Raw genomic sequence first — 13,325 nt, forward strand, 5'->3', positions numbered from 1 at the left:
CAGGATCGCTACGCCCACTGACCCTTGGCATCGATCGTCCAGGACAGCGGCTCACCGTTGAGGCCCATCCGAGTGACGGCGCGAGGCGAGAATGTCATCGGTCCTATCCAGTCCCGGCGGACGAGGGCGATCTGGGACGGCAGCGGAGCCACCGGATCGATGGCCCTTCCTCGTGACCAGTTCTGGATCAGCCCCTCGGTCGTCTCGACGGCGGACACCACCATGGTCACCTTCAACTCCCCGTCGCTCCAGGTGTTCCACAGTGCCCAGCCCTCAGACCTGGGCTCGACGCCGATGCGCGTACACACCACCTCGTACCCTTCCTCCATCCCAGCCGGCATGGCCCCGGGCTTGAGCACTGTGGCTCCGACGAGTCTGACCCGGGGCCGGTCCTCCTCCATACATCCATCGCCCTCGAAGTGGTAATGGCGGAGAGCCCGAGCAAGTCCATTCACGCTGCGCTGGAGGGGTGTCGAATCCTCTGAGTCTGCTTGAAACGAGAGCCATCCTTCGTTGGATGCCTCCGCGGCGACGCCCTTCGCGGGGCGCTCAATCTCCCGAAGGTAGTCCAGTTCACTGAGCTGACTCTATGAGGGCCGGGCCCCCCTTCCTGCACAGCCCGGTGGATTCTGGTTCCGGGTCCCATACGTGCTCGGAAAGGAGGCCCTCAATGTCGGTCTACGTCGGCATCGACGTGCACCGCAAGCGCTCGCAGATCGCGGTCGTTGATCACGACGGTGCGGTGCAGGTGAATCGGAAGGTGCCCAACGGGGTCGAGTCGGTGCTCTCGGTGATCGGGGATCTTCCGATCGGAGCCCCGGTGGCCTTCGAGGCCGCCTACGGCTGGGGCTGGCTGGTGGAACTGCTGGAGGACTACGGCTTCGAGCCGCACCTGGTGCACCCGCTGCGGTGCAAGGCCATCGCCTCCGCGCGGCTGAAGAACGACAAGGTCGACGCCGCGACCCTGGCTCAGCTGCTGCGGGCCGACCTTCTCCCGGAGGCGTGGATCGCCCCGCTGGACGTGCGGCAGCAGCGGGCCCTGCTGCGGCACCGCTGCCAGCTGGTGCGGCTGCGGACCCTGCTACGCAACCGGGTCCACGCCGTCCTGGCGGACCACGGCTGCGACCGGCCGGGCGGCTACTTCACCGCCCCGGGCCGGGTCTGGCTCGACGGCTTGGACCCGCCGGACGCCTCCCGCCGCGTGGTCGACGATCTCCTGGTCCTGATGGACGCCCTCAAAGAACCGATCGACGCCCTGGACCAGCAGCTGGTCGCGCACGCCCGTGGTGATCCGCGGGTCAAAACCCTCACCCAGCTGCCGGGGGTGGGCACGCTCACCGCCCTGGTCATCGTCGCCGAGATCGGTGACATCAGCCGCTTCCCCTCCGCCCGCAAGCTCACCGCGTGGGCGGGGCTCACCCCCACGGTCCGCAGCTCGGATACGACGGTCCGGCACGGCCACATCTCCAAACAGGGTTCGGACTGGCTGCGGTGGATCTTGTGTGAGGCCGCCCAGACCGCGAAACGCTCGCCGGAATTCGCAGCCTCCTACCAGGCCATCGCACACCGCCGGGGCAAGAAGATCGCCACCACCGCGATCGCCCGCCGCCTGCTGGCCCGCGCCTACCATCTGCTGCGCGCAGTCCAGACCCAACACAACCGGCAGGGGTCCCGATGACACCAGCCGACGACAACCGCCAGGGGTGGTCGCAGACCCCGGGTGAGCTCGCAACATCCCATGAGACGGGCTGCCGCCCGCGCTCGATGAGCTGACTGAGCAGCCCGGATCCCCGCACCACGGTCATGGCGCCGGCCCGCCCGGCCAGACGCCGAATGGGTGGATGTGAGCCCCACTCCGCCAGGCCATCAGCACATCGGGGACGTCAACGACCAAACCCCTGAACATTGGTGACGCTTCCTCGCTCCCGATTCAGAGCTGTGAACAGCAGCCCTGCCAGACGAGCACGAGGAAGGCCCACAAAGGAAAACGCCTCGGCGAAGAACAAAAGCCGCAGGCCGGGGCCATTTCTACGCTTGACAGCCCTGGCCCTCATGGGTGGGGTGCTGTCATGGCCGCAGCTTCGCACCACGGCACGTGGCGCCGACACAGGTTATCGATCCGGCATGCACGAACATGCGCACCACCAAGTCCAGGAGAGAGTCCCTGGTCCCAGTACCGCGCTTCGCTCGGCTCTCATACGTTCCTGCTCCTCGTGACCGACACTGCCGAATGGATCACCAACTCGGAACGCGGCCCTTGCGTGCGGCCTGTCTCAAGAGGAAGATCCTGGCGATCAAGGAGGCGTGATGCTGCGGTTCATGGACTGGTCCGTAGTCGCGTTGGGATGTCTGCTCGTTCTCGGAAGTCTCGGCAGCCGCTGGTGGGAACGCACCATGGTTTCGAAGGGACAGAGCCCCGACCCGAGCATGCGTTTCTTCTGGGCCTGGCTCCCTCTCCTCATGGGCCTGGGAATGATCAGCGCCAAGGTGCCCGGCCTGTTGCACGCACCCCACCTGGTCGTCGAACTCATTGACGCGCTCAACTTCGCACTGGCCATCACCGGCTTTCTCCGAGGATGCCCCGGCCTTCAGGCCGGGGAGGAATCGGACTCCTGCGGAGCAGGGCAGGGACAGCCGGATCGCCGTCAGGGCGATCCGGCGTCCACCCCGCACGGCCGTGATGCCGCCCACAACGGTCAAGAACTCTCAACTGTCAGTCCTCCCAGGTAGGTTCGGATGCATGACGACAGAAGCGACCACGAAGGACACCGGGCATGCCCGGTACACCTTCCGTGTACGCCTGTCGAAGACAGCCCGGCGCGCACTCGAAGCCGAGTGGGATCGCTGCCGCTGGATCTGGAACGAATGCGTGGCCAAGTCCCGGCAGGCCCACGCGCAGAGCAGAGCGGGCGGCGAGAAGCTGACGTGTGGTCCGGCGCAGCTGGACAGGATGCTGACCGACGCCCGCGGGGTGACAGCGTGGCTGGCTGAGGGCGCGAGCGTGCCGCAGCAGCAGGTGATCCGGGACTTCGCCAGGTCGAGGGCGAAGGCGCTGAAGGACATCAAGGACGGGCTTGCGCAGCACCGCCGGGCGGGGATGCCCCGCTTCAAGCGCAAGCGTGACAGCCGACCGTCGCTGAACTACACCCGGCGCGGTTTCCGCCTCAAGGAGGGCCGCCTGCACCTTGCGGGCCAGATCGTGCTGAGCGTGGTGTGGTCGCGGGCTCTTCCGGCCGACCCGTCGAGTGTGCGCGTGTACCAGGACACGCTCGGGCATTGGTACGCCTCCTTCGTCGCCCCGGCCCAGGTCGAGCCGCTTGTGGAGACCGGCCACGTCCTGGGCGTGGACTGGGGTGTGAAGGAGACCGCGACCACCACCGACGACGCCTACGACCTTCCGCATGCCGAACACGGCAAGCGGTCCGCTCAGCGGCTCGCGAAGTACCAGCGGATGATGGCCCGGCGCCGGCGACCGAAAGGACAGCGTGCATCCACCGGCTACCGGAAGGCGCAGGCACAGGCCGCGAAGCTGCACAAGAAGATCGCGCGGCAGCGTGAGGACACCGGCCGCAAGTGGGCCAAGGCCGTCATGCGCGATCATGACGGAGTGGCGGTGGAGGACTTCCGCCCGAAGTTCCTCGCGAAGACCACCATGGCCCGCAAGGCGGCCGACGCGGCCATCGCGGCGACGAAGCGCGCCCTGATCGAGATGGGCCGCAAGCACGCACGGGACGTCCGTCTCGTGCACCCGGCGCACACCACGATGGACTGCGCAACGTGCGGGGCGAGAACCAAGCACGCACTCCCTCTCTCGATGAGAACGTATGCCTGCACCGTGTGCGCAGCCGTGTCCCCCAGGGACAAGAACTCCGCCCGCGTGATGCTGGTCCGGGCAGGTTGGAACCCGGACGGTGCCGAGGGCGTAAGACCACCTGGTCCGCTGGACCAAGAGGCGGCCTGAGCCGTGAATCCCCACGCAGCCCTGGAGGGTGGAGAATCCCCTCCCTTCAGGGAGGGGAGCCTTCAAGGTTCTGTTCTTCGCCCTCCGGTCGGGGCGCCGCATCTTCCGACGGCGCGGCACGGTGTGACAGCCCCGAGGTTGGTGCTCCCGGGCTCAGTTTCGGTATCCGCCCGACCGACTGCAGTCCAGCAACAACAGCAGCCGACTTTGCCCGGCCCCAAATCGGCGGTCCGCTACGAGGCCAGGGTGCTGGTGACTGCCATCAATGCATGGCTGTGACAACACGCCCGTACCAGCCTTTCGATAACCCGTTGCCGAGGAACCGATCGGCCAGCTAGGTTCCCCCAGCCGTCCGCGTTTTCCGGACCGGCACTGTCGACGAGGAGGTGTGGAGCACATGCGCAGGAGTGCCCAGCAGTTGCGCCCGTGTACTCACCTTTACCGCCACCTCACGACGGAGACGCCTTGTCGCTTCGCATCACCCCATTGACCGACCCCGCTCACGCGCCACACAGCCGGCGTCTTGCCTGGCTGGCGTCCGACGCCGATTCCATTCCTGTCGGGACGGCCTTTCTGCGCCTGTTCACCGATCCCGGTCAGGAGCACCTGGCCGAACTGACCCTTGGTGTCCATCCCGCCGAGCGACGCAAGTACGTAGGTTCCCGACTTCTCGACGCCGCCGTGGCAGCAGCCCGGAACAACACCCGACGCTGCGTCATCGCGCAGGCTGAGGCCGGATCGCCCGGCGACCGCTTTCTGGCGGCGCGCGGCTTCCGTAGGGTCCTCACCCTGCGGTACTCCCGTTTGTCACTTGCCGACGTCGACACCGCCGCCCTCACCGAGATCATTGAGCGTCCGCATCCCGGCTACCGGCTGGCATCTTGGAAGGGAACCGTCCCCGACGACCTCGCCCAGACGTTCGCCGCCTCACGCCGCGCCATGGACGACATGCCCATGGACGACACCCACTACGGCATCGTGACCTGGGACGTGGACCAGGTCCGGGCCGCGGCGAAGACTGTGGAACAGCGCGGCGACCACCTGCACACCGTCGTCGCCATCGACATTTCAAACGCCTCGATCGTCGGATTCACCGAACTCGTCATCCCCGGCAGCGGCACAGGTGACGGCCAGCACTACGGCACCGGCGTGCTGCCTGAACACCGGGGTCACGGCCTCGGCCGATGGATGAAGGCTGCGTCGATCCGACATGCCCTCGGGCACTATCCGGACCTCGGTGGCCTCGTGACCGACACCGCCGACAGCAACACGCACATGAGACACATCAACGAGAGTCTCGGCTACACACCCACACACTCGACACACCAGCACCAACTCGGCCTCTAGCGGCGCGCGGACGGGCCGGACCTGGGTATCGCCTCACCCGGCCCGTCGGCGCGTTCGATACGCGCCTGGCGAAGCTTGAGTGCGTGCGTGCCACCGAAGGGTGAGCAGAGCACAGGCCCTCCGAGCCGATCTGGGTGGGTTCTTACGCGGTGGGGAGGCATGCCCATAGATGCACGCCTGTAGGGGAATGGGGCAGGCGCTCGTGCCCTGGAGGGCGTATTACGAGCACGTCGTGCCGTGCCCAGGGACCGTGCCGTCGAGGAGGTATGTGTCGACGACCCTCGTTGCGCAGCGGTTGTAGGGGTAGGACCCGTGGCCCTCGGCCCGCACTGTCAGCAGGACGCCAACCTCCTTGCCCAGCTCGCCGACCATGCGCTTGGCGCCCGGGTACGGCGTCGTCGGGTCGCCGGTATTGGCGACGACGAGGATCGGGGGAGCGCCGTCCGCGCTGACGTCCGGGGTGGCGCGCTCGCCTTTGAACGGCCAGTCGTAGCAGAGGTAGACGATCGCGGACCATGCTTCGCCGAAGATGGGGGATGCCGCCTTGGTCCGCTTGATCATGTTCTCGGCTTTGGTGAATCCAGGGCGCACGTTGGAGTCGGCGCAGGTGATCGCGACAAAGGCGGAGACGCCGTTGCCGCCGGAGTTCTCGCTGCGGGCGCTCACGCCGGCCCAGGGCCGGACCCGGGCGCCTGGGGCCTGGTCGTACGCCTTCTGCAGCAGCTTGCTGCCGGTGCCCCGCTCCATGACCTCATTGAGCGCCTTCACGAGCGGCCCCCAGCCTTCCTCACCGAGATCCAGGTAGTTCGCGATGGCGTGAGCGGCGAGATCTCCGTCGAGTTTCTCGTCGCCGTCGGTGGATGCGGGCTCTTTCTTGAGCTTGTCCAGCAGCTCGATGACACGTTGGTCGGCCTGCTCGGGATCGCTGCCGGTGGGGCAGTCGTCGTATGTGTTCGCGCAGTGTTGCGCGAAGCGGTCGAAGGCAAGTTGGACGGCCTCGACCTGGCTGATGTTGCCCTGCAGGCGATCCTGCGTCGGGTCGACAGGGGCTTCGAGTACGAGTCTGCCCACGTTCTTCGGAAACAGGTGGGCGTAAACGCCGCCCAGCTCGGTGCCGTAGGAGACGCCGAAGTAGTTCAGCTTCTCGTCACCGAGGAGATAGCGCATCAGGTCCAGGTCGCGCGCCGTCTGCGAGGTGCCGACGTACGGCAGGAGCCCACCGGAGTGCTTCTTGCAGGCGTCGCCGCCCTCGAACGTCTTGTCCCCGCAGTTGACGGGGGCGGTCCCGCCCACACCTCTCGGATCGAAGCTGACCAGGTCGTAGCGCTCGCCCAGCGGTGCATAGTCGGCCGCGTACGTGGGGAGCCCGATGACGCCGGACCGGCCGGGTCCTCCGAAGTTGAGGAGGAGCGACCCGATCCGCTCCCGCTCCGGTCCTGTGGCCCTTTTCCGGATCATGGCGACGTCGATCGTGCCGCGGCCGGGCCGCCGGTAGTCCAACGGCGCCTTCATCGTGGCGCACTCCCAGCCGTCGCCCGGGGCGGCACCGTCACCCTGCGCCGCGGACGGCGCCGGGCAGGCCGACCAGTCGAGCCGCTGACCGGTGGTGAAGGCTGCGGGCAGCCCCGATGGCGGGTTCGTCGCCTTGGCCTCGACCCGGCGGGTCGCCGCGCCGCCCTTGGTCGATGCGGACGGCCCCGAGCCCGAGCCCTCGATGACATCACACCCGGCCCCTGCGGCCACCACGACGGCGATGGCGAGCAGGCCCGCAGCAGCGCGTCGGCGTAGGGCGGCGGACAACACGACAAGCCGCGAGCGACCACCGAACCTGTCCGCTGTCTTACCGAAAGTCCAAGTCAAACGCCCCGAGATCCACATGCGCGTGCGCACCCGCGAGTCCCCCTGCCCCTGGCCCATCGGAACGGCATGCCGCTCAAACTTTCTACGCTGTACAGCGAGACGCGGTAAGCCCTTCGTATGGTTCACCCACCCAGGTACGGCGGGTGTGGCTTTCAACCTTCTGCCGCTTGTCGCTTCCATCGAGGGGCCGCCCGGCGCCCACGACGACTCGGCTGCCCACGAGGAATTGCGAATGATCGCTCCATAGGAATCCGCGGGGAATCGACAGCGAGGTGGGCTGTGAGAGGCACCAACAGCACGCCGCACGGAGGCACCACATGGCCGCGATCTGGGCCGGGATCGACGCAGGAAAGACCCACCACCACTGCGTCGCGATCGAAGAGCGAGCGGCCAGCGACTGCTGTCGCGACGCGTCGCCAACGACGAGCCGGAACTGCTCCAACTCCTCGCGGAAGGCCAGCCCTTGGGCGACGAGGTGACCTGGAGCATCGACCTGGCGGACGGCGGCGCCGCCCCGGGCTGCCGTTTGGCCGGTGTCGAGCCTCGCGTCGAGCAACAGGAGCGTGCCGAGGGCGACTGTCTGGTCGTAGTAGAGATCGGGGCGACGCAGATATCGGTCCAGGTAAGCGACCAGGATGTCGGCGTCGGCAGCGGTGCCGAACGTGGCGAGCGCGACGCAGTATGCCTGCCCTGCGTAGGGTCTTCACTGGCGAGCAGGAGTTCGCCGAGCCGTTCGCGGAACTCGGTTCCGCCTGCAACTGCAATGAGCCAGGCCGCAGTCTTACGCTCGCGCCATCCCTCGTCGAGCAGGACGCCCAGTTCACCGGCACGCCGCCGGGCGGACAAGGCCGGCGAGGGCCGAGCGCCGTACCGCCACCGTCACGGATGCGACAGAGTAAACGGGCCTACCGGCAAAGAGCTGGGCTGAGGGAGAGCTGGCTGCTGCCGCCCTGTGGCTGAGCCCGTCGTGGGCGCTCCGCTAGGTTCACCACCGTCAGCTGTGGCGCCGCAGCAACGCCCACATCCCCTCCACGGTGTACGTCACATACAACAGCCGGCCGATCAACGTCTTCACGCGCGAGCCCCCGGCCGCGTCAGCAGAATTCTCCGGTCACGCTGCGTACGGGCGTGATGATCTCGTCGGCGAGCCATCGCGCGAACTGTGAGGGATATGGGCTCCGTAGGCTCAGCACGATGTGCGTCACGCCTGCGGCGATGAGGTCTGTGATGGATGGAACGCCGCTTCCTCGCCCCGCTCTCCAGCGCAGACGCGAAGCTTTTGGTCCGCGCCCTGCAGTCCCTCGTCGGCGCCCCGATGAGCGCCGGCCAGGCGTCTGACTCGTAATGACGGACGGTGACGGTGGACCACATCCGCACACCCCCGCAGGCGCTGGTAGCTGTGCGGTCAGCCCCCGTCGCGGGCGTAGCGGTTCGCGTAGTAGCTCGCGTCGATGGCTGGGTTACGCAGCACCGCCCAGAAATGGTCGTCCGGCATGGGCGGTATCGGTGGGTTGCCGAGGTCAGCAAGCAGTTCGGCGCGCCAGTCAAAGCTCAGTCGGCTACGGGTGGTTGCGATCTTGTACAGCGCCTGATGCGGCGAGCCCCATACCGCGTGCGCCATCGTTTCCGCCGCCCATCTGCGAAGGTCGTCCCGTTGAGTGCCAGCCTGGACGATCACGTGGCGCAGCCGCAGGCTCAGGGGGCCGGACTGGCCCCGTGGCGGTACGGCTTCGCCTCGCTCCAGCGCTTCCAGGGCCGTGCCGACTTCGGTGTACTTGGCCAGCCCGGTCTCGACGGCCAGCCTGCGCATCTGCTTGTGCGCAGCCTCGGCCACGCGCTCGCGAGGCAGTGTGGCGACCAGCGCGCCGAACTCCTGGAGTCCCAACAGGTAGCCCACCATGAGAGGTTCCGCCGGGTCGCCTGGCAGAGCCAGCGGTGGTAGCTGCGCCTCCGGCCCGGGAATCGGGCCGTCCGGGCTGCCCCATTCAGGGCTGGCAGCACTTGGCGACTCCCAGATCAGCCGACCGTTGAACGCCACCGCGCGCGGGTTCTTGTCGCCTTCCAACTGGTCCGCCAGCTTCGCCACATAGGCGCCCAGTGAGTCGGCGCGCCCGAAATCGGTCCCCGTCTCGTCGAAGAACCGTCCGATCGCACCATGCGAACCCCGCCCTGCGCGGCAGTCGATGCTGAGGCCGTCGGAAGTGACCCCGTAGGAACCGATCTTGAGGTACCCCTGGTGCCAGTAGTACTCGCGCTCCTCCTCGTCCAGGTCGGCGGCGATGCCCCTCAGGCCTCTGGTCGCCTCGACGATCTCGCGCACGCCGAGAAGCCGGTCATGCGTGGTGAACTGGAACGCCTCCACGCCGCCCAGCGCCCCGTTGTGCCTGCGCAGAGACGCGACCAGGTCGGGAGGAAAAGTGAGGTCCAGTTCCGCCTCCGCCGCCCGGATCTCCTCGTCCGTCGCGGGCGGTCCGAGCGAGGCGAAGGTACGCGGGGCGTACTCGCGCAGCCACCTGTCGATGCGATCCCACGAGGTCTGAACGAGGTCGGTAGTTATGCGGCTGACCCTAGAGGCGCGGACTGACAGAAGAGCGCGGAGCGTACATCGCTGCGCGGCGCCGCCGTCTTCCAGTGATGCGGCAGTGGCGGGCCGAGCACACAGTCGGCATCACTGACCGCTGGCTCGCCGGCCGGGCTCTCGATGTCCGCGAGGCATCCGGCATCCAGCTGCTCACCGCCGTGGGCCGCGCGAAGAAGGTCCTGAGCCCCGAGGGCCGAGAGTGCAGCTCCCTTGCAACGAGCCTTCGGCTCCAGCGGCGACCTTGCCAACCCGCAATGCGGCGCAAGGAACTCCCGACTGATGCCCGGGCGGCTCACATGGCCGCCCGGGCGTGTGTTTTGGTACGGCTGGCAGCACGCGCCCCCTTGTGGCTTGTCAGCGCACCCAGTGACCGCCGCTGGGGCCGGACTCGACGAGTACGGCCCCTTCGCGGCCGCTGCGAAGACCGAGCGGTTGGCGCACACCACAGACGCCGAGGGCCTACGGATACGTGTACGTGTTCAGCGTGTTCACGGCGGCGGCCGGGTTGCCGAGGTCGTAGCGGTCGACGGCGAGGAAGTTGGGCTTCTTGCGGGCGGCCGGCTGGCAGAACCGCTGGGCACGGTCGGCGAGTTTGATGTTGTCGGTCTGCGCCGTGGAGGCGATCGCCGCGTCCCGGAAGTGGTTCATGACGAACAGCGGGCGGAAGCCCGGCTCCGTGCGGGTCAGCGGGATGTTGGTGTTGGCGTCGTACCAGCGGCTGTAGCAGGACCAGTCGGAGGAGCCGATGCCCGAGCCCATGGACCAGTAGTTCTCCACCGTCCAGTCCTTCTGGTACATGACACCGAAGCTGTCACGGGTGAGGCCGGCGGACTCGTCCGAGGAGCGGCTGTGGTCGGTGAAGATCAGCAGCCGGTGGTTCGCGGCGATGAGGTCTGCCATCTTCGGCCAGCCGTTCTGTCGCACCCCGGTCTGGTCGGGCCGGTAGAGCACGTCCGACAGCCCGTTCACACGGGCCAGTTCACTGCGCAGGACGCCCGGGTCGACGTAGTCCTCGAGGAAGACGGTGATGAACTGATCCGGGTGCGCCTTGAGGAAGTCGACGATGCGCTGGATGTCCACCCAGAGGGCGACCGGGCTGCTGACCAGGGTGCAGCTGTTGTGACACAGGATCGCGCCGTCGGAACTTCCATCAGACGCACGTCATACGACGAAGAAACCGCGTGGGATCACCTTGCGTAGGCGTCCCTCCGCGACCAGGAATCCCACAGCGCGGACGGCGGTCGACTGACTGATGTTGTACTCCGCGGAGATCGCCACCGTTCCCAGGAACCGGTCCCCACGCTGCCACTCGCCAGCGTCCAGCCTGCGGCGGAGGTCAGCGGCTACCTGCGGGGCGAACGGAACCGAACGGTCAAGATCCATGTGACCAGCCTGCGCAATAGTCCGCTGCCCGGCTATCGCACTGGTTCACTAGTCAGCTAGTCTCGGTAGCCCAAACAGAAGACGCCCCAGCGACGGAGGGAAGCCGTCCTGGGGCCGGCCACCGCTTCAAGGGAGCGATGACATGGACGATCGTACGTGCGATGCGAAGGTCCCCACACACCTGGCTGCTGGACTCAGCGGTGACGGCCTGGGCGGCTGTCTCCGCGATGCGGACCACGCAGGGTACGCAGATCATGACAATGCGTATGCCTCATGGCCCGTTAGTCAGGCGGAGCTGCCGGAGGTGCCCCGCACGGATCTGATCCTCGGCCTCCTGGACGGCCTGGGCGACGAGGACGCGGACCTCCTCCGTGACCTCCTCCGCCTGGCGGAGCTGGCGCGTCCGGAGGCCCGGGACGAAGAACTCCTCGCTGACGCCCTGGTCTCTCTGGACGCCCTCTTCGCAGCGGTGGACGCCCGATGAGCCGCCCAGCTGTGGAGAAGGGCAGCGACCAGCCGCGGTGCGCGAATGCTGACAGGCTCCCCAGGTTCGTCTGCATCCTCAGTTCTGGTCACCCTGGCCCGCATCGGGACAGCCTTGGAGTGCTCTGGAGCAGTGCAGCGCCGTTGCGACGGCTCCCCGGTACTGGCGACGGACACTCCGCCTTCGTCAGCGAGGGCGGAGGGCTTGCCTCCCGCATGGCGGACTCGCTCGAAGAGGCCACGCTGACAGCCGCGGAGGACGCCCTGGAGCGGGCCCTGAAGCTGGCTGCCGACATGGCGGCGTCCAGGGCGGAGCTGCGTGTCTGCGTGCGGGCCCTGGCGGAACTGACTCGGGACGTCGTTAACGTGGCGACGCTCCGCCTGGAGCGGCTGGACGCGGCCAGCGACGACGACGACTGACCGCGGACAGCCTGGCCAAACGACAGAAGCCTGACCGCGATCCCGGACTAGGGGCGGTCAGGCTTCTGTCGTTTGGCCACAGTGGCCAGGCGCGCGGCCACAGCGCGGACAGGGCCGGTCAGTCGCGGTCAACCGCGCGAATAGCCAGGGCCAGGCCCCGGACAAGCCGGCGGCCAGCCCTCTGACCAGGGACGACAGCGGGCAGAGGGCTGTCAGGACGAGGGACAGGGTTACCGGCGCGGTCACGTGCGGTGGTCAGCTCCTGGCGAAGGGCCTGGAGGGCGGACAGGGCCTGACGTGGTGTCGGTTGGCTGTCCCCTGGCTGTCCGGTCGCGGCGGTCATGACGCGGACACCTCGCTATCCTAGCGTGCCCGGTAGGCGGCCAGCCGGCGCTCCATCTCCTCGTCCGACAGCCGCGGGGACGACTCGATCAGCGGGGCAAGGAGTGGTGCCAGGCCAGGGAAGCGCTCCGCCAGGAACTCGTACGGGCAGCGGTCCCCCTTCGCTGCATTACAAGCGGTGCACGCGGGGACCAGGTTCTCCAGGACGTGCGCTCCGTCGCGGCGCAGCGGCACGGAGTGCTCGATAGCCTCGTACGGTCCGCCGCAGTAAACGCAGGCGTAGAGGTCCTCCGCGTCCCAGTAAGCCAGCATGTCGTCAGCGGAGTGGCCGTCGGCTTCTGCGCCGTACTTCAGCGCGGTGCGCCGCTGTTCGTTGGCGCGCTTCCGGGCAAGGACGTGGTCCCGCGTCGCTGGGTCGCTGCGTCGGCGGCGCTGGTACTCGGCGATGCGGTCCCGGTTCTCCGCGTGGTAGGCGGCCCCGTACTCGGCGATGCGGTCCCGGTTCGCGGCTCGGTACTCTGCCTGACGCTCGGCGATGCGGTCCCGGTTCGCGGCTCGGTACTCTGCCTGACGCTTGGCGATGCGGTCCCGGTTCTCCGCGCGGTAGGCGGCCCCGTACTCGGCGATGCGGTCCCGGTTCGCGGCTCGGTACTCTGCCTTGTGCGTGGCCTCCGATGCCCTTACAGCGGGGTCCTTGCGCCTGGTGGCCTGACGAGCAGCACAGCACGGCTTGCATCGGTGTTCCGCGCCGCTGAACTGGCCCAGACTCCGGACCGTGTGACAGCGTGAACACGCCTTCGCTGGGACGCCCTTCAGGCGCAAAGACTTGTTGTATCGCTGACGCGTGGCCTGGTCGGCAAGCATGGACGGCATATCGTTAACCCCTCTCGGTGGTGGCTGTACTTCTGACAGGCGAGACCATCTCCTCCGCGGCCGGAGAGGCGCAGG

11 protein-coding genes and 3 pseudogenes are annotated in these 13,325 nt (G+C 67.8%); 7 read left to right on the forward strand and 7 right to left on the reverse strand.

Annotation, left to right across the window (positions count from 1 at the left end):
• Window positions 1–8: 8 nt before the first annotated feature.
• A complete protein-coding gene (locus ACQEXA_RS07655) occupies window positions 9–329 on the reverse strand; it encodes a hypothetical protein (RefSeq protein ID WP_432935869.1) in 321 nt (106 codons plus the stop codon).
• A 341-nt stretch (window positions 330–670) separates the two neighbouring features.
• Here ACQEXA_RS07655 and ACQEXA_RS07660 point away from each other — a divergent pair, with 341 nt between their 5' ends.
• The 4 genes from ACQEXA_RS07660 (at window position 671) to ACQEXA_RS07675 (ending at window position 5,308) form a co-directional block, all read left to right on the forward strand.
• Window positions 671–1,678 carry an IS110 family transposase gene (locus ACQEXA_RS07660; protein WP_432935868.1) on the forward strand — a complete coding sequence of 336 codons (1,008 nt, stop codon included), beginning with the start codon at window positions 671–673 and terminating at the stop codon, window positions 1,676–1,678.
• Between the two features lie 629 nt (window positions 1,679–2,307).
• The gene (locus ACQEXA_RS07665) at window positions 2,308–2,730 is read left to right on the forward strand and encodes a hypothetical protein (protein ID WP_432935866.1); all 423 of its coding nucleotides are present in this window, start codon (window positions 2,308–2,310) and stop codon (window positions 2,728–2,730) included.
• A gap of 10 nt (window positions 2,731–2,740) precedes the next feature.
• The gene (locus ACQEXA_RS07670) at window positions 2,741–3,961 is read left to right on the forward strand and encodes an RNA-guided endonuclease InsQ/TnpB family protein (protein ID WP_433129159.1); all 1,221 of its coding nucleotides are present in this window, start codon (window positions 2,741–2,743) and stop codon (window positions 3,959–3,961) included.
• 465 nt (window positions 3,962–4,426) lie between these two features.
• Complete coding sequence (locus ACQEXA_RS07675) at window positions 4,427–5,308, forward strand: GNAT family N-acetyltransferase (RefSeq protein ID WP_432935861.1); 882 nt, start codon at window positions 4,427–4,429, stop codon at window positions 5,306–5,308.
• Window positions 5,309–5,527: 219 nt separating this feature from the next.
• Here ACQEXA_RS07675 and ACQEXA_RS07680 read toward each other — a convergent pair whose 3' ends face one another.
• Window positions 5,528–7,198, reverse strand: a complete 1,671-nt coding sequence (locus tag ACQEXA_RS07680) for an alpha/beta hydrolase (RefSeq protein ID WP_432935858.1) — start codon at window positions 7,196–7,198, stop codon at window positions 5,528–5,530.
• Between the two features lie 287 nt (window positions 7,199–7,485).
• On the opposite strand from ACQEXA_RS07680, the pseudogene ACQEXA_RS07685 reads away from it, so the two are divergent.
• Window positions 7,486–7,682, forward strand: a pseudogene (locus ACQEXA_RS07685) (IS110 family transposase); the annotation flags it as partial.
• 6 nt (window positions 7,683–7,688) lie between these two features.
• Here ACQEXA_RS07685 and ACQEXA_RS07690 read toward each other — a convergent pair.
• The 4 genes and pseudogenes from ACQEXA_RS07690 to ACQEXA_RS07705 all read right to left on the reverse strand — a co-directional run.
• Window positions 7,689–7,990, reverse strand: a pseudogene (locus ACQEXA_RS07690) (DUF6000 family protein); the annotation flags it as partial.
• A gap of 583 nt (window positions 7,991–8,573) precedes the next feature.
• On the reverse strand, window positions 8,574–9,755 hold the full coding sequence (locus ACQEXA_RS07695; RefSeq protein ID WP_433134483.1) for an SMI1/KNR4 family protein: 1,182 nt from the start codon (window positions 9,753–9,755) through the stop codon (window positions 8,574–8,576).
• A 453-nt stretch (window positions 9,756–10,208) separates the two neighbouring features.
• Window positions 10,209–10,889: pseudogene (locus ACQEXA_RS07700) on the reverse strand (phospholipase); the annotation flags it as partial.
• A 21-nt stretch (window positions 10,890–10,910) separates the two neighbouring features.
• Window positions 10,911–11,132, reverse strand: coding sequence for a GntR family transcriptional regulator (locus ACQEXA_RS07705; RefSeq protein WP_432935794.1), 222 nt, complete (start codon window positions 11,130–11,132; stop codon window positions 10,911–10,913).
• 304 nt (window positions 11,133–11,436) lie between these two features.
• Between ACQEXA_RS07705 and ACQEXA_RS07710 the strand changes: the two genes are divergently transcribed.
• On the forward strand, window positions 11,437–11,616 hold the full coding sequence (locus ACQEXA_RS07710) for a hypothetical protein (protein WP_433129161.1): 180 nt from the start codon (window positions 11,437–11,439) through the stop codon (window positions 11,614–11,616).
• Window positions 11,617–11,831: 215 nt separating this feature from the next.
• Window positions 11,832–12,035, forward strand: a complete 204-nt coding sequence (locus tag ACQEXA_RS07715) for a hypothetical protein (RefSeq protein WP_433129163.1) — start codon at window positions 11,832–11,834, stop codon at window positions 12,033–12,035.
• Window positions 12,036–12,398: 363 nt separating this feature from the next.
• Here ACQEXA_RS07715 and ACQEXA_RS07720 read toward each other — a convergent pair whose 3' ends face one another.
• Window positions 12,399–13,250 (reverse strand): HNH endonuclease, encoded by an 852-nt coding sequence (locus tag ACQEXA_RS07720; RefSeq protein ID WP_433129165.1) that lies wholly within the window; start codon window positions 13,248–13,250, stop codon window positions 12,399–12,401.
• Window positions 13,251–13,325: the final 75 nt, after the last annotated feature.

The sequence above is a fragment of the Streptomyces sp. CA-106110 genome, from assembly GCF_050936285.1.
GTDB lineage: Bacteria > Actinomycetota > Actinomycetes > Streptomycetales > Streptomycetaceae > Streptomyces.